The sequence below is a fragment of the Candidatus Enterococcus avicola genome, from assembly GCF_047470845.1.
Classification (GTDB): domain Bacteria; phylum Bacillota; class Bacilli; order Lactobacillales; family Enterococcaceae; genus Enterococcus_D; species Enterococcus_D casseliflavus.
The window spans coordinates 66,005-87,546 of sequence record NZ_JBLGTY010000014.1 but is presented as its reverse complement, the minus strand read 5'-3'; the positions used below and the strand labels follow the sequence as shown (position 1 = coordinate 87,546).

Here is a 21,542-nt window from a genome sequence, read left to right as displayed (position 1 = left end):
TGAACACGACAAGAGCAAAGAAAAAACCGCGAACAAGTCGCGGTTTTTTTGCTATTTTGCACGTTTTAAATAAGTACCTTCAGCTGTATTGATTTCTAGCATTTCGCCTTCTTCAACAAAGTCAGGAACATTGACAACTAAGCCTGTTTCCATCGTTGCCGGCTTTCCTGAACCAGTCACAGTTGCCCCTTTGATCGATGGCTGTGTTTCAACTACTTTCAAGATTACGCTTGAAGGTAGTTGCACGCCGATTACTTCGCTGCCGAAGAATTGGATTTTTACTTCCATGTTTTCTAGAATGAACTTCATTTCTTCTTCAACCACTTCAACTGGAATTTCATATTGTTCATAGGTTTCCAGATCCATAAAGAATGCGGTATCGTCCATTGTATATAGGTATTGTACAGCTTTCGTATCGATATGCGCTTTTTCAAATTTTTCTTCTGGACGGAAGGTTGTATCGTAAGTCGAACCAGTCCGAACGTCACGTAATTTCATACGCATAACCGTATTTCCTTTACCTGGTTTGTGGTGGCTGGCATCTAATACTTTGATAAGTTTGCCGTCTTGAACAAACGTCATTCCAGCTCTTAAGTCACTTGCATTGATCATAATTTTGAAATCTCCTTCACTATGTGATAATCCTTGTCTATTGTATCAAAAAAAACAGCTTTATTCTAGCTAAATCAGTGGGAAGGTCGCACAAGTTTGCGCCGCTTCTCCATGTAGTGAGGATCGTACTCATCCGTTTCAATATAAATATAGACTTTTTTATCTGCCATTTGATGTCGGATCTCGGCTTCGATCTCATTAATGATCTCATAGCCGACCTCTTCTTGTTTTGCGGCAATATCAACTTTCGCTGCAATCAAAATTTCTGCTGGCCCTAAATGGACTGTTTTCACATCGATCAAGCGATCAACATCGGGACGTTCAAACGCTTGTTTGATCACCGCTAAATCACGTTTAGTAACACTTTCCCCAATCAGTAGACTGTAAAATTCGCGGGCTAAGAAGATCGCTGCTACCATCAATAAAAGACCAATCAATAAGCCGCTGAAGGCATCAAAAAATGCGTTCCCGGTAATCATTGTTAAAACCGTTCCGATCAGTGCGATCATCAGACCGATCACCGCACAAAAGTCTTCTGTGAAAATGATCAAAATCTCACTATGCCGACTTTCTTTCAAAAAACGATAGATTGGTTGACGTTCGACGTTTAGCTCGCGGATCTCCTTGATTGCGATCCACAACGAACTTCCTTCAACGATCATCCCGAAAATCAAGATAGCGATCACTAACCAGGTATTGCCGACTTCATGGGCGGGATGCAGCAGCTTTTCCACTGCTTCCATCACGCCTAGTGCGCCCCCACCAAAGAAGAGCATCATCGCAACGATCGTGCTGAAAAAATATTTCGCCCGACCTTCACCAAACTGATGCAGCTCACTTTGTCCCTTTGTTGCCCGTTTATCACCGATCAATAAAAAGATCTGATTGCTGCAATCCACGACGCTATGAATGCTTTCATTCAGCATGGCCGCACTACCGCTCAAGGCATAACCGACAAACTTACTGATCGCCACCAAAATGTTTGAGATCAATGCAGCGATGACCGCCATCATGCCATTTGCTTTCTTTTCCACACCTAACGCTTCCTCTCATCAATAAACTCCCTGCTTATTATGCAACTATTCTTCACGAATGGATCAAGCTGCCTCTAGTTCCTCAATCAACAGGTGCTTGCTTTTTCAACTTCGCCTCTCTACGGCTGATTTTTTTGGTCCAAAAACCGCCCGAAATATACTTGGGTTCATAGCTGATGATAAACGCTCGCTCTTCCACCGCTTTGATCGTTTGATAGAGCTTTTTCTCACTTTTTCTTTGGGAAAGAATCTCTAAAATCAGTCGCGGGCCTTCCAATCCTTCACCAAAGCTTTGTGTCACACCATACCCCTCTTGTCGCAAAATCTTCGGCAAACTCTTTTCTTCATCCGTATTACTAGGTAGGATCACTGTGACCATTGTATAGCCCAGAGCAAGCTTATCTTCGATTTTGATCCCGATACTGACTCCTGCAGCATAGCCTAGTGCATAGAACAAGAGATTCAGCGGGTTATCCAAACGATCCAATACCATAGATAAGCCTAAAATATAGATCGTGATTTCGATCATACTCACTAATGGGGCAATCACGCGATACCCTTTCATTGTCAATAAAAATCGCAGTGTGTTCAATGTGACATAGGCGAGATTGATAAAGAAAATCATCGCCAGCATTTGTAGATCAACTTCCATCTTTGATTCCCCCTTGTTCTTAGCATATCAAAAGGCAAGCGAAAATTAAAATATTTGAGCAGGATTTAATTACTAAAATAGCTAAATAAAATTTATTCTGGAGAAGACACAGTGCTCAGGTGATTTTGTTGAGGACTACCATGTTATGATTTTGCTCATCGATACACTACCTGAGGTTTCACTCACTTCTATTGATTGAAAAGCATATCCACCAAAGTGGGAAAAGTAGTGTAAACCACTACTCGTTTGTTTCAGACAAAAAAGAAGTCCAATGGCAAATGGACTTCTTTTTGTCTGATCAACTTTTACAGTGTTCGATCATATTCACGATTGCAGAACATGCTTACTTGTTTTCCAAGGGGTTATTCGTCAGCACCAGGTACGAAACTCAGCTCCCAATGGATGGTTCCTTGATAACTTGTTGCTTGTGGCCTCGCGCCAATAGGGATTTCCAGCTCGACACTTTTTTGCATGGTATCCTCGTTTCCATAGCGTTGAATCCAAGTTCCCGCCCCTTGCTTTTCATTGGCACGTGCAATCACTTGGTTCTGCGGTCCCAGCTCGATTGCATCAAAGTAGTCTGGTGCTTCAGAGGGATTTTCTCTAGAGGTAACCATTTCAATATTTGTCAAATGCACACTCGCTCCTTTTAAGTGGTGCTTAAACGCATCCGTGCTAACGAACCCTTCCTCTGATAATCGGGCACTCAAGGTCCAGCCCTTTTGAAGAAATCGACGATCGGAAACCTGAATGTAGTTTGGTCGTTCGGTTGATTCATGATCATCCACTAAAGAAATTCGTTGCGGACGCGCCGGATAGCGGCTTGTCGATGAGCGAATCGGTACTGTACCAAAATCGAATTGTGAAACAAAGTCTATACTGATAAACCCGCGATTTTCTGGTATCAAGGGTGGATTTTCAGGTAGAATCGGTTGATCAGGATCAAGGGGATCTTTTGGGTCTACGTCACCAATGGGTTCCACAGTGGTTGATGCTTCTGCCCATTTGCCATCAAGAAATGCCTGAGCGGTGACCACCTCACCTTGAGTAAAATACTGGAAAGGTTCTAAATCAGATAGATCAAGTAAATAATGCCCGTTTCCATCCGCTTTGGTGTGAAAATACGTGCTATTGCCAGCACTATCGACTGTCGTTTCAAGCGTCGGTTCTGGCATCAGTCCCTCTCTTTGGAATCGAAGGTAGCTACCAGGATTGGCGGTTCCCGAAATCGTATAGGCATTAGGTAAGGTTCTATCTTCTGTCAAAGGATCGATGGTCACCGTGACGTCTGGTATGTTCTCAAACAATAGCCGTTGCGAACGAGAAGCAAACTGCGCGACAAACCCTCGACTTGTTTCCTCATTCAGCGAAGATACATTGGTCACATTTGTATTGGTTCCTGAAATCGCCGCAGTCATGGACAGAATCGGTTGCCACTGAAAATCAACTGTCTCTCCTGTATTTCCATGCCGCCATTGACGAATCGCCTGATTCTTTGCAGTGATTCCTCCCCCTTCAATTAGACCATTTGTGGTGGTCGTTATGGGGCGGGTTCTTTGCAAATTGACACGCTTGGCATCGTCGATCGTCAATCTTGCGGGATTGTTGGCACCGGTAAAGAAAAGTAGCCGTTGGACAGCTTGTGGGCTGTCCGAACGAATATCTAAGGTAGCATCTTTGCCTACGTTGAGATTGCCAGTCGTGCCAGAGAAGTGGAAAATATTTGCGGTTGTATTTTGATTTGTTGCTTCAACCTCTAAGGTGCTGCTGTCTTCTAAGGTGACATGCGTATTGGCACTTAACCAGAAAATATGACTGTACAATGTTCGGTTTGCAGCAGTAACCGACAAGCGACTTTTTTCCATTAAGCGAATATCATGGGGCGTGCCTGATGTGATGACTGCTGGGCTGTTGTTTTGTGTATTTAATGCCAATTCCGCGCCTTTTCCTAACTCAATGCGTCCATTGCCAGCGACAAAGCGAATATTTGCACCGCCTGCTTCACCAGCTGAACCGTTGGCATTTAATGATAGTCGGGCATTATCCCCTAATACGAGACGCGCATTTGTATTATAAAAATCAAGATTTCCTGAGCTGATCGTCGACATTTCGACGTTTGCTCCCTCACGAAGCTCTATTTGGTTGATTTCAAAATTCGCCTGAGTATTTGTGTGAATCGTCCAAGAAGCATTGAAGTCTGATGTATATCTAGGCGTTTGGTGTGAAACCGAATGTCCAGAAAAGCTGGCTCGAGAGTGCAACCCGTAAAACAACTGATTGCCCGTATGGTTGAGATTGTGGTATCGAATGATTGAACGCTGCTGATTTGTCATGTTCAAATCATGGTATTCAATTGCCCCCCAAAAGTTTCCATGATAGAGTTCCAAATTTTGCAAGGTAATGTCCCATGGAGAATCAGGATTGACACTCGAATCGCGGAAACAGATCGCTACGGCTCTAAGATCCATCTGATATTTGTCGAGGCCATCGATGATTAACGTTCTTGAAACTCTCGAGGCATTGATATAAACATAGGCTAATCCGCCGTTAGGATTGACGCTGCTGCTCCAGCCGTCAATTCCCGTAATGCCTAAACGAGGATTATCGTTCGTTTGAAAACTGGCTGTCAAATAAATATAGTTGACCGTCGGATCGACCATTGCAGCCATAAATTCGACCCAGTTAGCAACTCCTCTTTTTTTTACGTCGTCGCCTAAAAGATAAAGATTGCCAGGATCAGATGTTGATGCCTCAGGAAGCTGGCTTTCTATTTCCTTCTCTTCTGCTAGTTGATCTTCTTGATCCTCTTGATCCAAATGATCCAATTGATCAGTGGAGTCACTCGAATCAGTTCGCTCATCCACTTGTGTGTCCGTAAGGTTTTCCCGTGCTTCCTTTATTTCAAGCATTATCATTGAATCTGCTGCTTCAAATGGAAACGATCCTGCTGTATCAACTATCAATGGAACCAAAAAATCACTTCTAGGGGTATCGGTCGTTAGTTTCCAACCGTTCTCTTCAGTGAGTGGCGTCATCTTGATTCCCTTTGGCAACTCCTCTTCAGCAATAACCGCAGCTTTCGGCAATCGGATCGCTATTTCACTAATGGGACGGTCCGTATGAAACGCAACCAGTAACAGGTCTCCTACAGTGCCGACTTTCGTTGATTCATCAAAATAAATGGCAACTCTTTCCTCAGCCTCTTGCTCTCGTATCGGATCGAATGATTCACTCGTAACCGTTTCTTCCTCCAGCTGCGCAGCAAAGAAAACGTTTGAAGAAACCACTCTCATGGTTGAGAAAAAGTAGAGTCCTCCAAGTAAGCCAATAATGATGGTGAAATATACCTTTCTCTTTTTCTTGTTCATTTGTTGATGCCCCACCTTTCAGCGTATCTTTCCCTTGAAATCGATCAAGGATCAGTCCTTCCCAAAGAGCAGCTTTAGCCATCAGGACGCTTGCTTCCCTTTTTCAATTGCAGCTGATCAGAAAACCACTGTCCTGCCACCGTTTGACTTGCCATCGATTTTAAATGACAAAAGTAATCGCCAATTAAAATAACAAACATTATAAATAACGATGGTTTTGATCGTTTCACTTTATTCTATAGCCCACGCTATTGCTTAGTAAAATCAGAATATTCCTCAGCCGGTGAAAAATGTATTTCAACTAATCACTTTGTGAAATCGATAGTTTCGGCACACAAAAAAAAACAGCTAGATGTTAGCCATCTAGCTGAAATCATTCATCGTTATGCTCAAAGGACCACTTCTATTAAGAGTAACTGTCACTGCTATTTAGAACGAAAATAGCCATTTGAAGATTCTTCTTGTTGATCGTCTTCAATCATTCCTTTTAATGATCGATCTAAAACGGAACGTTTTTTTTCACCATTTTTTTTATTGCTGGCTCGAAACTCACTGCGTGTCATCCCAACAGAGGGGTGGCGATTGAATTTTTTGACGGTCGGATCATTTTCTTCTTTGACTTGATAAGCTGCTGGTTCAGTATCAAACAACAAATAACTTTCTTGTTTTTTTGCCATTGCATCCATCAAATCGTTCGGCGTAATTTCAGGTTTTTGCTCATCTGGAATAATCGATGCAGGAATATATTTAGGCACGAAATAAGAGCGCCCCGAATATTCTTTTTTCGAAGAAACAGGAACCTCAGCTTTTTCCTTCTTACTGGTCACTTGATAAGAAGAATGGTTCGCCTCTTTGCCAAAAAAGTTGGTTTTTCCTGTTGGCATCTGCTCTTTCACTGGACGTTTTCCGTACTGAGGCAAGTTGGCACGGTGATTGGCAAGCTCTTCTTTTTGACGAACATTGTGCCCCCGATCCCGTTGGCTGGACTGCACTTTGCGCTGCAAAGATTGATTTTCATCCTTGTGAGAATGACTAACGGGATCTTTGATTTCGGTTAAAATCCAATCATCTGCTTTACTGAATGCGGGGCGATGCTCGGATTGCAGCTTCACACCATCTGTATCATCATAAGCAGGAAAACGGAAGTGTTTTCGTTTCACATCTAAATAATTTGCCACTGTACTCATCCTCTTACATGCATTTTTTTCATCATACCATAAATTAAGGAGAATTTCACGAAAGACTACACCATTTCAGATGAAGACACTTCAGCTAAATTCGGCTGGAGGCACCGTCTCAGTCAAGCTTGCTGCATTTGGTTCTTTGACATGGGCAAATAATGGATCGATCTGCCAAATATCTGCAGCATAATTTCGCACCGTTTCATCTGCCGAAAATTTGCCTGCATTGGCAATATTCATTAGGCTAACTTTACGCCAACGTTGCGTATCCTGATAGGCACTATCTACCCGATGCTGCGCGTCACAATAGGCATGAAAATCCTTTAATAAAAAGTATTCATCATTGTATTTCAAAAGGGAATCAAAGATTTCCCGACCTTCAACTTGAATATTCGGGATCGTCCCATCAATAAAGGCATTGACCACCCGTTGCAAGACTGGATCTGACTCATAGTAGGTGTAAGCAGAATAATTATGCTGGGCGTAATACTGATACACTTCTTCTTCCGTCAACCCAAAGATCGCAATGTTTTCATCACCGATCGCATCTCGAATCTCAATATTGGCACCATCTAAAGTCGCGATCGTTACTGCCCCATTTAGCATCAACTTCATATTGCTTGTTCCTGACGCTTCTTTAGAGGCCAATGAGATTTGTTCACTGACATCCGCTGCTGGAATGATTTTTTCTGCTAATGAAACGTTGTAATTTTCTAAAAATACAACCTTGATTTTATCATTGATGGTTTCATCATGATTGATCAGATTCCCCACTTCATTGATGACTTTAATGATCGATTTTGCGTAGTGATAGCTTGGTGCTGCTTTGGCACCAAAAATAAAGACTCTTGGATGAAACGCTGCAGTCGGATCGTCTTTGACCTCAAAGTAGAGCTTCAAAATATGCATTAGATTCAGCAGTTGTCGTTTGTACGCATGCAGGCGTTTGATCTGCACATCAAAAATTGCCGTTGGATCTACTGTGATGCCCGTTGCTTTTTGAATGTACTGTGCCAGTGCACGCTTGTTACTCATTTTTGCGTCGGCAATTTGTTGCAGAACGGTTTCGTCATCATAATAATTTTTGAGCAGCTGCAGATCCAAGGGGTCATTGCGCCAACTCGTACCGATCAACTGATCCAGCACTTTGGCTAATGGTTGATTGGCTAGCTGAAGCCAACGCCGTTGTGCGATGCCGTTGGTTTTATTGTTGAAACGGGCAGGATAAATGAGATAGAAGTCATGGAGTACCACTGATTTTAGTAAATCAGAATGGAGCTTGGCTACCCCATTGACACTATGGCTGCCGATGATGGCTAGATGTGCCATATGGACTTGATCATCAATAATGATTCGCGTCCGATCCAGTAAGGCTTGCGGATGGACCCCTTGCATTCCTTCGACAAAGCGCCGATCAATTTCTTTGATGATCTGATCCATTCTCGGCAACACTTCTTCAATCATGCGAACTGGCCATTTTTCTAAGGCTTCCGCCATGATCGTATGGTTCGTATAACTCATGACTTTCACAGTGATCGACCACGCTTGTTCCCAAGCAAGGCCTTCTTCATCAACTAAAATACGCATCAGTTCTGGGACACAAAGCGCTGGGTGCGTGTCGTTGATATGGATTGCTACTCGTTCACTGAGCATCGCTAAAGGCAGATTCGATTTTTTATAATAGCGAATGATACTTTGAATGCCTGCAGAAACAAAAAAGTATTCTTGCATCAATCGTGTGCGTTTGCCGATCTCGTTTGAGTCATCTGGATATAAAACAGCAGTCAAATTTTCTAAGGCTTGCCGTGATTCCAATGTCGCATAATGCGCCTCATCTTCAGCAGGCACTTCGACACTCCACAAGCGCAGTGTGTTGATGTGTTGATTCTGATAGCCAACCATCGCGGTGTCATACGGAACTGCCCGCCAGGTAAAGCCGCCTTCATAGACTGGCGCTAGTTTTCCGTCCTCTCCCGTAACGAGATAGACCTGCCCACCAAATCGAATAGGCACCGCTTTGCTTTCTTTGCGGACTTCCCAGACATTCCCAGAGCGTAACCAATCATCTGGTAATTCTACTTGATGGCCGTCAATAAATTTTTGTTTAAATAATCCATAGCGATAGCGAATCCCATTCCCATTTCCCGGCAAGCTTAATGAAGCCAGCGAGTCCATAAAACAAGAGGCCAAACGACCGAGGCCCCCGTTTCCTAAAGCCATGTCTTTTTCTGTATCCGCAACGTCATCAAGGGAAACGCCTAACTCTTCAAAAACGGCTTCCGCTTGCTCCAACAGCTGCATATTCAACAAATTGCTTTTTAGCATTTTGCCAGGCAAAAATTCGATTGAAAAATAGTACGCTTGTTTTTGATCTTCCAGCAAGAGATTTTTTCTGGTTTGACGCCAGTCTTCTGAATACATTTGCTTCACCACATTGGCTAGTGCTTGAAACAATTCCTGCGGTGAAGCTTCATCCACTTCAATCGCAAAGAGTTCATGAACACTGATTTCTAGCAGTTCACGCAATCGTTCTTTTGTCATAGGGTCACACTCCTTTTTGCATTCAATTTATAAAAAAGAAGAATCCTTGCCGCCAAAATTGCTAGTCTTACAACTAGCAGTTCTGTTGCAGACAAGGATTCTTCTGTCTTAAAACAATCAAACTTTGATAGTATTATACAACTGGATATAAAGATCGGAACTTTGATTCCAGCTGAAATCTTTTGCCATTGCTTGCTTGACCAATACGTTCCACGTTGCCTGATCAGATTGATACAATTCGATCCCTTGCTTCAAGGCATTCATCAAGTAAAATGGTGAAAACTCTTGAAAGCCAAAGCCGGTACCTTGTTTCGTGATCGGATTATAAGAATCTACCGTATCTTTCAAGCCGCCGATTTCGTGAACGACCGGTAATGTACCATAACGCATCGCGATCATCTGTGACAGTCCGCATGGTTCGAAGGCGGAAGGCATCAAGAAAAGATCCGCTGCTGCGTATAACTTTTGCGCCAATGCAATATCAAAAGAAATCGCGGCAGCACATTTGTCAGGATATCTCTGAGCAAAATAGCGAAAGCCTTCTTCAAAATCATGTTCGCCAGTCCCTAGTAAGATGAACTGAACATCAAATTGCAAGAGATTTTCCATTTCTTCAAGGACCAAATGGAACCCTTTTTGAGTGGTCAAACGGCTAACAACAGAAATCAATGGGACATCTTTACGGGTAGGCAAACCAAATTGTTCTTGTAGCGCTCGCTTGTTTTTAGCTTTTCCTGATAAATCTTCGACACTGAAAGGATAGTCCAAATGAGGATCGGTTTCTGGATCGTTCATTTCGTAATCAATTCCGTTTAAAATGCCGCTGAGTTTGCCGCTTTCCATACGTAAAATCACTTCAAGCCCACAGCCGAACTCAGAGGTTTTGATTTCTTCACTATAGGAAGGACTGACCGTCGTGATGCGGTCCGCATACAAGATTCCTGCTTTCATAAAGTTCAAGCAATCGTTTAAACGTAGTGTGCCATCATCGTATCTCTCAGTCCCCATACCAAAAAGATCGGGTAAAATATCGCGACTATACCACCCTTGAAACCCAATGTTATGGATCGTCAAAACGGTGCGTATGTTTTGATACGCTTGAATCCAATGATATTTTTCTTTGATCAAGAAGGGAATCATCGCCGTATGGTAATCATTGACATGAACGATGTCTGGAATAAATTCAATGCGTTCCATCATTTCGATCACGGCTAATTGGAAGAAAGCAAAGCGTTCCCCATCATCATAAAAATCATAGAGCCGTTCGCGGCCAAAATAGTAGAGATTGTCTATGAAATAATAGGTCACAGAGCCTAGAACTAATTTTTTGATCCCACAATATTGCTTGCGCCAGCCGACCGCCACTTCAAAGGAAAAACAATCTTCCATTTGCTCCTGGTATTCAGCAGGCATTTTCGTGAAATAAGGTAAGACAACAATCGTCTCGACGCCTTTTTTGACCAATTCTTTTGGTAATGCCCCTGCAACATCCCCTAATCCGCCTGTTTTAAAAAATGGGGCGCATTCCGCTGCTGTAAACAGAACCTTCATGCGCTTGCCCCTCCAATAACGTCTTGGGTGACATGAGAATTTTTCTTAATGACGATTGGCGTTTCTTTGGTTCCTTGCACTTTGACACCTTCTGCGATGGTCACATTTTTATCTAGGATCGCATAAGAGACTTCGGCGCCTGCTTTGATCTCATTATTTCCGAAGATGATCGCTCCTTTGACTTTTGCTTCAGGATGGATCTTCGTGCGGCGGGCAACGAGTGACTGTTCGACCGTTCCTTCCACGATACAACCAGAAGCAAAGTGGCTATTTTTCACGTCAGATGTTTCCGAATAATACGTTGGCACTTCGTTTTTCAGTTTGGTATAGATCTTTTGATTCGAATAAAGCAACGATGTAAATTTATGCACATCGAGCATATCCATATTTGTTTGATAGTAAGAAGAGATGTCATAAATGTTACTTAAGTAACCAGTGTACTCATATAGACCTGTATTTTCAACAGCGATCATTTCTCGTAAAAATTGACCGAGGTCTGCCGTTGCGCCAACTTTTTGCCCCTCTTTTAGCGCAGCGATCAGACGATCTGTTTGAATGATAAAAATATCCGTACATAAGTTGACAAGGTCACTGACCTCACCTTTTTTCGCTTGGATCGCTTCTTCTAAGTGACCTTCACTGTCTACATTGAACAACAGATCACTTTCGCAAACATTGTCACTGCTGATGCGTTTGTATACGACGGTCATTTCATTGCCTTGTAGCTGATGGATTTTCAGCAAGGCACGCAAATCAATGTTGCATAAGACTTTGCTGCCCATAAATACGGTATGATCCGATTTGGATTTTTCCAAATAGTCGATGACATTATAATAATACTCTTGTCCTTCTGCTTGCTTTTTCAATGAGTCTTGGAACAGGTGAATAAAGAAACGGTTTTGTACGCCGTCCAAGTTCCACTCTTTTCCGCCACCGATATGATCGAAGACCGACTGTGTTTCTCCTTCATTGAAAATCATATAGACTTGTTTGATATTGGCATTTTCGATACTTGAAAGATTAAAATCTAACAAGCGATATTTGCAGTCAAACAATAAAGTCGACAGCGGACGGTTTTCTGTTAATGGCATCAAGTCTTGGTATCGTTGCAGATTCCCTAAAATCGCACACATTTTATTAGTTCTCATCAATCGTCACCCCTAAAATTTCAGAATAGCCGACTACGGCAATTTCGTCTGTTCCATCGATCTCTGCATCGTCACCAATCACTGCATTTTCCCCAACGATCACTCGGTTTAATTTAACATTTCTACCGATCACCGCTCCAGGCATGATCACGCTGTCCTTGATCGTCGATCCTTCTTTCACCTGCACATTTTCTGATAAAATACTGTGCTCGATTTCCCCTGCAACATAACAGCCATCCATCACGAGAGAGTTTCTCGCAGCCCCGGTCTCAGTCACAAAATGTGGTGGTGCGATTGGGTTTTTAGAAAATACTTGCCAACTTTTATCCCGAATATTCAACTCCATTGCTGGATCAATAAATTCCATATTGGCTTCCCACAATGAATCGATCGTTCCTACGTCTTTCCAATAGCCAGAGAAGCGATAGGCAAAAACGTTGTCGCCGCTTTCGAGATAAGAAGGAATGACATGTTTCCCAAAATCGACCATTTCGCCGTCTTTTGTATAGTTACTCAACAGCATACTGCGCAAACGACTCCAATCGAAAATATAGATCCCCATTGAAGCGAGATTGCTTTTTGGTTCGGCTGGTTTTTCATCAAATTCGATGATACGGTCATTTTTATCGGTGTTCATGATTCCAAAACGCGAGGCATCTTTCATCGGTACTTCGAGAACTGCAACCGTCAATGAAGCATCATTTTCTTTGTGTTTTTCCAGCATTTCTTCATAATCCATTTTGTAGATATGGTCCCCTGATAAAATCAAGACATATTGCGGGTCCATCTCATCGATATAAGCGATGTTTTGATAGATCGCATGGGCGGTTCCTTCAAACCATTTTTCGCCTTCTGAATTTGAATATGGCTGTAAGATCGTCACACCGGTACTGATTCCATCCAATCCCCAGCTCGCACCATTTCCGATATGGTTGTTTAGTGCTAATGGCTGGTACTGAGTGACAACACCCACATTTTTGATTCCTGAATTGACACAATTACTCAACGTGAAATCGATGATCCGATATCTGCCACCAAATGGAACCGCTGGTTTAGCAATATTCTTTGTTAATTTCCCTAATCGAGTCCCTTGTCCCCCTGCGAGGATCATTGCTAACATCTCTGTTTTCATTTTGTTTGGTGATCTACTCACCGTTCCCCCTCTACTCTTTTTTTTGTGCTTTCTTTACTGCTTTTTTTCGAGTCATTTTGATTTTTTCTGGTTTGATGATTAAAGCCCCAAGTGCAGGCAAAATTGTTTTGATTTGATAGTCGTATTGCTTAAAAGGGGTATTACTGGTCTGGCAGTCTGGGTTATTCGCCACCCAAGTTCCACCAAATACATCCCGTTCCGTGTTTAAAATCTCGCGATACGTTCCTTCGTATGGCACGCCGATCGCAAAATCGTGACGCTCCACTGGTGTCAGATTAACAACCACGATCAAGAAATCTTTTTTCGTTTTTCCTTGTCGTAAGAAAGTCAATGTCGTTTCATCTAAGTTGTCTGCATCGATCACCATCAATGAATCTTCTTGATCATCCAATTCCCAAAGGGCTCGTTCTTCTTTGTATAATTCATTCAAGGTCTGGGTGAAGAACTGCATTTTTGCATTGAATGCGTCGTTTAAATCGACCCATTCAAGACCATGATCATATTTCCATTCTAAAAACTGTCCCCATTCACTACCCATGAATAACAGTTTTTTCCCTGGATGCATCATCATGTACGTATAGAGATTTCGTAGTTGTGAAAACTGTTTGTAGCGGTCTCCCCACATTTTGTGCATCAAACTTTTTTTGCCATGAACCACTTCGTCATGGGAGAGTGGCAAAATATAATTTTCTTGCATCCGATACATGAAAGAAAAAGATAAAAGGCTTAGATGATCTTTACGGAAAATCGGGTCCATTTCGTAAAAACGCAGGACATCATTCATCCAGCCCATATTCCATTTGTAGTCAAACCCGAGCGCGCCTCCTTCGACCATTCCTGTTATTTTGGTCTCGGAAGTACTTTCCTCTGCAATCATAACAACTGCAGGATGGGCTAACTTGATGACTGAATTGAGCTTTTGTAAGAAATAGTACCCTTCAAAATTCCGATTGCCCCCTTCGTGATTCGGTTCCCATGGACCTTCATCATAATCGCGATAGATCATGTTGGAAACGGCATCTACCCGAATACCATCAATGTGGTAAAATTCGATCCAGAACAATGCACTTGAGATCAGAAAGCTTTGGACTTGCGGTTTGCCTAGATCAAAGTTGATCGCACCCCAGCGAATATTTTTCGCACGGTTTTCATCCATGTATTCAAAGGTCGGCGTGCCATCATAATAGGCAAGACTGTCATCATTGACACAAAAATGTCCTGGCACCCAATCAACGAAGACACCTATATTTTCCAAATGACAAGCCTCTACAAAGTCTTGAAATTCTTCTGGTGTCCCATAATAGGAGCTAAGTGCAAAGTAACCAGTCAATTGATAGCCCCAGGAGGTTCCTAAGGGATGTTCCATCAAAGGCATAAATTCGATATGGGTGTAGCCCATTTTTTTCACGTAAGGAATAAGTTCATCTTTTAATTCGGAGAAGCGATAAGGGGTGCCATCTTCGTGGTGCTTCCAGGAGCTGGCATGAACTTCATAAATATTAAGAGGTCGATTAAATGTTTTTTGTCTTTTTTTCCGTCCTTGCCATAACCCATCCCGCCATTTTTTTTGTGGGATCGAATGCAACACGGCAGCAGTTCCTGGTCGAGCTTCAAAATGGACAGCAAAAGGATCGATCTTCAATACTTCTCGTCCATTTGATTGTTTTACTTTGTATTTGTAAAGCTGTCCTTCTTTTACTTGGTTGGTCTCAATTTCCCAAACACCGGATTCCGTCCTTTTGTTCATCGGCAAGGTATCCGTCCATTGGTTGAAGTCGCCAACAAGCCAAACTTGCTGAGCATTTGGTGCCCAAACGCGAAACACGTAGCCATCATCTACTTGATGGGCGCCTAAGAAATGCTGTACATAAAAATTTTCACCACTCAGAAAGTCTTTTTCCGCAGTCAGTACCTGTTGTTTGGTAACCACTCTCTCATCAGTCCTCCTCAAATTCATTTTGATCGTTGACTGAAATGCCAACGAACTTGTTACGCTCTTTCATCTTTTAGAAATCGTTTCAAAATCAACTACATCTCTATATCTAGCATAGCATAAAACACTGCGCTAGTAACGCAATAACCTTAGTTGCCAGCAAATAATCTTTGACAGAAAAAAACAGCTTGAACGTATCTGTTCAACCTGTTTCAGCTCTACTTTTTAGCTTTTGGAAAATGAAGTATGTGACTACCCATAACTGAAACAAACTTGCTAAAACAAGAATGAAAACTACCATCACTGGAAGTGTTTCAGTTAATTCAAAATATGCCAACAGTGTCCCAAATGCAGAAGAGGCGGAGCAAAAACACCAAAATCGAAACCCATAAAAACTGGTCACCACGGTATAAAGACTGATGATCCCCAACAAGAAGAGCTGAGTAAATCGGTCAAATACCGTATCGGTATAATAAATTTCACCTAACAAGGCTTGGATCGCACCAAAACTTGTCGGTACTTTATAAAGCGTCAGCAGAGCGCCGAGCAAGCTGAATGCACCAATCAGAAGATGACTGCCAGCTAAGCCGATTCGAATGTTTAGTTTCACGCGTCTTTCACAACCTTCAATCTAAAAAAATCCTTTTTCCGCTAACTACTGCTTACACAGCCGTTTTCCTTATTCACTAGAGCCGAAATCATCTGTACTTATTTTGCCTGCCAAAGCTCTTTTACTTGTCCATCCGTGTAAACTTTATAGACTTTATTTGCCGATGAGGATGTGTTTGTTCGAGCAATCAAGTAATAGTTCCCGTCACAATCAAACTCACCCTCACTTAATAATTTGTAACTCGTCACTGGCCCATTTGCCATTTTCTTTGCTAAGTAACGCATGGCATGAGCTGGATTCACCAGATAGTTTTGATTGATGAGCCAATCAATGATCACGGAAACGATCGTATTTGCCCCAAACCGTTCCTGTTGTTTTAACGCAAGAATGAGATCGCCATCAGAAAAACGCGTTTCATCGATCCCCGCTTTTGTAATTGCTTGCCGAGCAGCTTCTATTTCTGACATTGATACGAACGTGATCATTTCTGCTTTCGTTTTGTTTTGTTCCAACTGTTCAAAATCAACCGTTTTATATCCTTCCATTTTTATATCCCCTTTCAAAGTTCTAGAATCATCATATCATCAAGAAATCAAAACTCCAAACAAAACGATTGTTGTTTTTTAATTTTTATTCATCAAATTATCATTTGAAGAAACAAGAAAAAAAGCTGCTAGAATCGAATCTAGCAACTTTTTAATAGTCAGAAAATTTAAAACAAATAACATAATTATTAGAAATTTTAATTATTATTGAAATAAAGTGTATTGTATGAACCTGATTTGTTTGCCAATTGAGCGATCACAAGGCGTTGGACGAACAGATCCTTTTCAGAAGACGGATAACGCTCGTTTTTTAGATTATCACAATTTATTTCTTCCAGCAACAAATGTAGCTCAGGACTTATGATCTCGACCCGTTGAAGTGACTCCAGAAAAATACTCGGACGGACTTTTTTGTTTTTACGAATGCGTTCAAGGATCACACTCACTTGGTCTAAGTAATAGACTGGATCGACATCACCGATCAAATCCATTAATTCATCAAAGATCGCAAGGGTGCGCAACTGTTCATTCGCTTCAAAAAAAGCAGGCAGTGTTGGTGGCCACTGTGTTTCTGAGTAAGAGATCAACTGAAATTGTTCATGACTCAATGCATAGACGGCTCCTTGTTCAACTCCTTGCTGACAACCGTAAAAGTATTTATTTTCAACACTTGACGCAGCAAAGCTTTTGATAAAACCAGCGATTTCTTGTGTTGACCAATTGCGCGCTGCTTGATAGAAATCATCACTTACTTGTATCTGCTGTTGATCATGTTCAGTATAGATGGGGAAGCCTAAATAATAGCGTCGTTCTTGACGGATGATCAACTTTTCTGCGATCAAGCGGTCAAGAATTTTATCAAAAGAACCATCTGTAAACTTCGCTTTTAATGCTCGTAGTGTCGGCGGCTCTTGGCTATTTAATAGCTCCTCTACCAATTCATGGAATTTCGAAGATTCCAGTATCGGTTGCAATGAGCGAAAGTGGGGACTATAAAAAAATTTCACTGCGTGTACTCCTTATCCAAACAATCATGAAAAATGCTGGCTTGATCTACAAAAACAGATCTCACCAGCATTCAGACAGTTAGCTTAATTATCCTTCAAAAACCTCTGTTAATTGAGGTACGATTTGTTTTTTACGAGAAACGACACCAGGTAAAAACGCACGATTGTTGGTTAATGTCGTTTTAAAGGCTGCTTCTACTGGGGCAGTTGGTTCACCAACGACTAGCAGCTCAGAATTACTATCTAAGATATCAGTGGCAACCAGCAAGAACAGATCATAGCCATTTGCTGCCATTGAATCCTTCATAGCCGCTTCCAACTCTGCTTGACGGTCAAAGACTTCTTTTAGATCAACCGTGTTGACTTGTCCGATACGGATGTTTTTAGCACCCATTGGGAAGCTTTTGGCATCTAGGTCCAGCAATTCTGCTGCTGATTTCGTTCCAAGATTCGTACCAGCTTTTAACATATCTAATCCATAGACTTCCAGTTCTACATCTGCTATAACGGCTAGTTCTTTGGCTGCTGTTACGTCTTCATCGGTACATGTTGGTGATTTAAACAACAATGTATCAGAGATGATCGCTGAGAGCATGATTCCTGCGATCGCTTTTGGAATTTCCACTTGATTTTCTTTGTATAATTTCAACACGATCGTACTTGTACAACCGACCGGCTCTGCACGATAATACAGTGGATTTGCCGTTTCAAAGTTAGCGATACGATGATGATCAACAACTGCCAACACAGTGACATCCGCAATATCCGCTACACTTTGTTGAAATTCATTATGATCCACTAACATTACTTCTTGGGTTTCCTTTGCCACTGAATCGGTCACCCGAGGGGCAGTTAGGCCAAAGGTATCTAACGCAAATTGTGTCTCTTCATTCGGTGTACCAAGCGCTACTGCTTCACAATCTTTTCCAAGTTGATTTTGTAAATTTGCAAAGGCAATTGCTGCACCAATGGCGTCGGTATCAGGATTTTGATGACCGAATACTAATATTTTCGACATTTCTTCATCGCTCCTATTTCAATTGATATTCACTTTCTAATCATAGTAAAAAAACAGGAAAGAAGCAATAGCAATCTCTTCTTTCCTGTTTTGATCAACGGGTTAAGTAACCTTTATAGTCGTCTACATGAAGCAAACGCTTGGCATTTTTCACCCGATCTTCTGTTGGTGGTTCGATCCCTTCAAGGGGATATTTCAAACCAAGCTCATCCCACTTGTATTTCCCCATCGTGTGATAAGGCAAGATCTCTACTTTATCGACATTCTTCAGTGTTTTGATAAACTCATCCAAACGGATCAAAAATTCATCATAGTCGCTTCTAAAAGGAACCAGCACGTGACGAATCCAGACAGGCTGATTGATCTCTGAAAGATAATTCGCCATATCCAAAATATTATCGTTCGATTGGGTAGTCAACTCTTTATGGGCTTTGTTATCGATGTGCTTGATATCAAACAATAACAAGTCAGTAACGGTCATCAGCTCTTGAAACTTGCTAAAAAATGGTTCTTCCCGTGTAAATGGTTTTCCACAAGTATCTAATGTCGTGCTGACACCTTCTGCTTTGGCTTTACGAAACAGATCGATCAGAAAGTCCATCTGAAGCAATGGTTCCCCACCACTGACGGTGATCCCACCTTTTTGTCCCCAGAATTCGCGATATTTCAATGCCTCTTCTAAGACATCATCAGTCGTTCGTTCGACACCGGTGCCAATCTTCCATGTATCTGGATTATGACAAAACTGGCAACGCATGCGGCATCCTTGCATGAATACAATAAAACGGATACCTGGTCCATCTACTGATCCAAAACTTTCTGTTGAATGTACTTGTCCTGTTACTGCCATAATGCTCTTCCTTTCTTCGAAACGACGGATGACCACGCTCCGTCTGATACTTTCAAAACAAGAGGCGGCGGATTTTCCCGTCCGCCGCCTGAAGTTGTTGCTTATTACATTGCTTCGTGCATTGTACGAGCAATCACGTCATCTTGTTGTTCTTTTGTTAATTTAATGAAGTTTACTGCATAGCCAGATACCCGAATCGTTAATTGTGGGTATTTTTCTGGGTGAGCTTGCGCATCAAGCAATGTGTCACGGTTAAATACGTTGATATTTAAGTGGTGACCACCTTTTGCTGCATATCCATCTAGCATTGTTGCTAGGTTTTCTTGTTGTGTTTCGTCGTCACGTCCTAATGCTTTAGGTACGATCGAGAAGGTGTTTGAAATACCATCTAATGAGTAATCATATGGTAATTTCGCAACTGATGAAAGACTTGCCAAAGCACCATGCGTATCGCGACCATGCATTGGGTTTGCACCTGGAGCAAATGGTGCGCCTGCACGACGTCCATCAGGCGTGTTCCCTGTTTTCTTACCATAAACCACGTTAGAAGTGATAGTAAGGATCGACGTTGTGTGTTTTGAATCACGGTATGTTTTCGTGCGTTTTACTTTTTTCATGAAGGCTTTCAACAAGTTGACTGCGATATCATCTACGCGGTCATCATTGTTTCCGTATTTCGGATAATCGCCTTCGATTTCGTAATCTTCAACAATGCCGTTTTCATCACGGATCGTACGAACTTTGGCATATTTGATCGCTGATAATGAGTCAACTGCAACAGAGAAACCAGCGATACCAGTAGCCATCGTACGTAGAATGTCTGTATCTTGTAGCGCCATTTCAATGCGTTCATAAGAATATTTGTCGTGCATGTAATGAATGATGTTCAATGTGTTCACATACAGATCACAAATCCAGTCCATCATTGTGTCATATTTTTCCATTACTTCGTTATAATCCAAGTATTCAGAAGTAATTGGTTGGAATTTTGGTCCAACTTGTGCTTTTGATTTTTCATCGACCCCACCGTTGATTGCATACAACAATGTTTTCGCTAAGTTGGCACGAGCACCAAAGAATTGCATTTGTTTTCCGATACGCATTGCGGATACACAACAAGCGATTCCGTAGTCATCGCCCCAATGTCCACGCATCACATCATCGTTTTCATATTGAATCGCTGATGTTTGGATTGACATTTTCGCACAAAATGTTTTGAAATTATGAGGCAAACGTGTTGACCATAAAACAGTCAAGTTTGGTTCTGGTGCTGGGCCTAAGTTTGCTAAAGTGTGTAAGAAACGGAAGCTGTTTTTCGTTACCATATGACGTCCGTCTTCACCCATACCAGCGATTGATTCAGTTACCCAAGTTGGGTCACCAGAGAACAATGCGTTGTAATCAGGCGTCCGAGCAAATTTCACAAGACGTAGTTTCATGACGAAATGGTCAACGATTTCTTGTGCTTCTTCTTCAGTGATCACGCCATTTTTCAAATCGCGTTCAACATAAATATCAAGGAAAGTTGACGTACGTCCCAATGACATTGCTGCACCATTTTGCTCTTTGATGGCTGCTAAGTAACCAAGATATAACCATTGGAATGCTTCTTTCGCCGTTTGAGCTGGTTTAGAAATATCAAATCCGTAAATGTTTCCTAATTCTTTCAATTCGCTTAACGCACGAATTTGTTCACTCAATTCTTCACGTTGGCGGATAATGTCTTCAGACATCGTTCCGTTTCCGCAATACAATAGGTCTTGTTGTTTTTCTTTGATCAAGAAGTCCACACCATATAATGCCACACGTCGGTAGTCACCAATGATTCGGCCACGGCCGTAAGCATCAGGAAGACCTGTGATTACACCAGAACGGCGCGCTGCTCTGATTTCAGGTGTATAAGCATCAAAAACTCCTTGGTTATGTGTTTTACGGTAGTCACGGAAAATGTGAGAGACTTCCGCATCAATTTCATAGCCATAAGATTCTGCTGCTTGTTCTGACATGCGGATGCCACCAAATGGTTGCAAGCTGCGTTTAAATGGTTTTTCCGTTTGGAAACCAACAACTGTTTCTAGGTCTTTGTCTAAGTAGCCAGGTCCATGAGAAGTGATCGTTGAAACGACTTTTGTATCCATATCCAATACGCCGCCAGCTTCACGCTCTTGCTTGTTCAGTTCCATGACTTGATCCCATAGCTTCGTCGTTGCTTCAGTAGCATCTGCTAGGAATTCATCTGTTCCGTCATAAGGTGTGTAGTTTTCTTGGATGAAGTCGCGTACGTTTACTTCTTCTTTCCAAGTTTTTCCTTTAAATCCATTCCATTGTTCCATTTGATG

General features: G+C 41.9%; 16 protein-coding genes. All 16 read right to left on the bottom strand.

Features of this window, described 5'->3' with window-relative positions; genetic code table 11:
* Positions 1-51: 51 nt before the first annotated feature.
* A complete protein-coding gene (efp, locus tag ACI3E5_RS12195; RefSeq protein ID WP_005229668.1) occupies positions 52-612 on the bottom strand; it encodes an elongation factor P in 561 nt (186 codons plus the stop codon).
* 74 nt (positions 613-686) lie between these two features.
* Positions 687-1,625, bottom strand: a complete 939-nt coding sequence (locus ACI3E5_RS12190) for a cation diffusion facilitator family transporter (protein ID WP_005229666.1) — start codon at positions 1,623-1,625, stop codon at positions 687-689.
* Positions 1,626-1,728: 103 nt separating this feature from the next.
* Complete coding sequence (locus tag ACI3E5_RS12185) at positions 1,729-2,298, bottom strand: DUF2179 domain-containing protein (RefSeq protein ID WP_005229664.1); 570 nt, start codon at positions 2,296-2,298, stop codon at positions 1,729-1,731.
* 362 nt (positions 2,299-2,660) lie between these two features.
* Entirely contained in the window at positions 2,661-5,666 is a 3,006-nt protein-coding gene (locus tag ACI3E5_RS12180; protein ID WP_325844956.1) for a WxL domain-containing protein, read from the bottom strand.
* A 425-nt stretch (positions 5,667-6,091) separates the two neighbouring features.
* Positions 6,092-6,853: a hypothetical protein gene (locus ACI3E5_RS12175; protein ID WP_142968261.1), complete on the bottom strand. Its 762-nt coding sequence runs from the start codon at positions 6,851-6,853 to the stop codon at positions 6,092-6,094.
* An 81-nt stretch (positions 6,854-6,934) separates the two neighbouring features.
* Positions 6,935-9,388: a glycogen/starch/alpha-glucan phosphorylase gene (locus ACI3E5_RS12170; RefSeq protein ID WP_325844955.1), complete on the bottom strand. Its 2,454-nt coding sequence runs from the start codon at positions 9,386-9,388 to the stop codon at positions 6,935-6,937.
* Between the two features lie 117 nt (positions 9,389-9,505).
* The gene (gene glgA, locus ACI3E5_RS12165; RefSeq protein WP_325844953.1) at positions 9,506-10,939 is read right to left on the bottom strand and encodes a glycogen synthase GlgA; all 1,434 of its coding nucleotides are present in this window, start codon (positions 10,937-10,939) and stop codon (positions 9,506-9,508) included.
* Positions 10,936-12,087 (bottom strand): glucose-1-phosphate adenylyltransferase subunit GlgD, encoded by a 1,152-nt coding sequence (gene glgD, locus ACI3E5_RS12160; RefSeq protein WP_016610808.1) that lies wholly within the window; start codon positions 12,085-12,087, stop codon positions 10,936-10,938. The genes glgA and glgD overlap by 4 nt, the downstream gene beginning before the upstream one ends.
* Complete coding sequence (locus tag ACI3E5_RS12155) at positions 12,077-13,219, bottom strand: glucose-1-phosphate adenylyltransferase (RefSeq protein WP_016610807.1); 1,143 nt, start codon at positions 13,217-13,219, stop codon at positions 12,077-12,079. Before ACI3E5_RS12155 ends, glgD begins: the two co-directional genes overlap by 11 nt.
* A 31-nt stretch (positions 13,220-13,250) precedes the next feature.
* Positions 13,251-15,197: a 1,4-alpha-glucan branching protein GlgB gene (gene glgB, locus ACI3E5_RS12150; protein WP_325845079.1), complete on the bottom strand. Its 1,947-nt coding sequence runs from the start codon at positions 15,195-15,197 to the stop codon at positions 13,251-13,253.
* Positions 15,198-15,375: 178 nt separating this feature from the next.
* A complete protein-coding gene (locus tag ACI3E5_RS12145) occupies positions 15,376-15,783 on the bottom strand; it encodes a hypothetical protein (protein ID WP_005229650.1) in 408 nt (135 codons plus the stop codon).
* Between the two features lie 98 nt (positions 15,784-15,881).
* The gene (locus ACI3E5_RS12140) at positions 15,882-16,328 is read right to left on the bottom strand and encodes a hypothetical protein (RefSeq protein WP_005229648.1); all 447 of its coding nucleotides are present in this window, start codon (positions 16,326-16,328) and stop codon (positions 15,882-15,884) included.
* A gap of 197 nt (positions 16,329-16,525) precedes the next feature.
* Complete coding sequence (locus ACI3E5_RS12135) at positions 16,526-17,335, bottom strand: DUF1803 domain-containing protein (RefSeq protein ID WP_498821776.1); 810 nt, start codon at positions 17,333-17,335, stop codon at positions 16,526-16,528.
* Between the two features lie 88 nt (positions 17,336-17,423).
* Positions 17,424-18,353, bottom strand: a complete 930-nt coding sequence (locus ACI3E5_RS12130; RefSeq protein ID WP_498821774.1) for a manganese-dependent inorganic pyrophosphatase — start codon at positions 18,351-18,353, stop codon at positions 17,424-17,426.
* A 94-nt stretch (positions 18,354-18,447) separates the two neighbouring features.
* The gene (gene pflA, locus ACI3E5_RS12125) at positions 18,448-19,203 is read right to left on the bottom strand and encodes a pyruvate formate-lyase-activating protein (protein ID WP_010749400.1); all 756 of its coding nucleotides are present in this window, start codon (positions 19,201-19,203) and stop codon (positions 18,448-18,450) included.
* 104 nt (positions 19,204-19,307) lie between these two features.
* Entirely contained in the window at positions 19,308-21,536 is a 2,229-nt protein-coding gene (pflB, locus tag ACI3E5_RS12120) for a formate C-acetyltransferase (RefSeq protein WP_010749399.1), read from the bottom strand.
* Positions 21,537-21,542: the final 6 nt, after the last annotated feature.

Excerpts from the sequence above, each read along its gene's own strand:
- ACI3E5_RS12155 (WP_016610807.1), bottom strand. The coding sequence starts at position 13,219 with ATGAAAACAGAGATGTTAGCAATGATCCTCGCAGGGGGACAAGGGACT.
- ACI3E5_RS12130 (WP_498821774.1), bottom strand. The coding sequence starts at position 18,353 with ATGTCGAAAATATTAGTATTCGGTCATCAAAATCCTGATACCGACGCC.
- ACI3E5_RS12140 (WP_005229648.1), bottom strand. The coding sequence starts at position 16,328 with ATGGAAGGATATAAAACGGTTGATTTTGAACAGTTGGAACAAAACAAA.
- glgD (WP_016610808.1), bottom strand. The coding sequence starts at position 12,087 with ATGAGAACTAATAAAATGTGTGCGATTTTAGGGAATCTGCAACGATAC.
- glgB (WP_325845079.1), bottom strand. The coding sequence starts at position 15,197 with ATGAATTTGAGGAGGACTGATGAGAGAGTGGTTACCAAACAACAGGTA.
- pflB (WP_010749399.1), bottom strand. The coding sequence starts at position 21,536 with ATGGAACAATGGAATGGATTTAAAGGAAAAACTTGGAAAGAAGAAGTA.
- efp (WP_005229668.1), bottom strand. The coding sequence starts at position 612 with ATGATCAATGCAAGTGACTTAAGAGCTGGAATGACGTTTGTTCAAGAC.
- ACI3E5_RS12175 (WP_142968261.1), bottom strand. The coding sequence starts at position 6,853 with ATGAGTACAGTGGCAAATTATTTAGATGTGAAACGAAAACACTTCCGT.
- ACI3E5_RS12170 (WP_325844955.1), bottom strand. The coding sequence starts at position 9,388 with ATGACAAAAGAACGATTGCGTGAACTGCTAGAAATCAGTGTTCATGAA.
- ACI3E5_RS12190 (WP_005229666.1), bottom strand. The coding sequence starts at position 1,625 with ATGATGGCGGTCATCGCTGCATTGATCTCAAACATTTTGGTGGCGATC.
- pflA (WP_010749400.1), bottom strand. The coding sequence starts at position 19,203 with ATGGCAGTAACAGGACAAGTACATTCAACAGAAAGTTTTGGATCAGTA.
- ACI3E5_RS12180 (WP_325844956.1), bottom strand. The coding sequence starts at position 5,666 with ATGAACAAGAAAAAGAGAAAGGTATATTTCACCATCATTATTGGCTTA.
- ACI3E5_RS12185 (WP_005229664.1), bottom strand. The coding sequence starts at position 2,298 with ATGGAAGTTGATCTACAAATGCTGGCGATGATTTTCTTTATCAATCTC.
- glgA (WP_325844953.1), bottom strand. The coding sequence starts at position 10,939 with ATGAAGGTTCTGTTTACAGCAGCGGAATGCGCCCCATTTTTTAAAACA.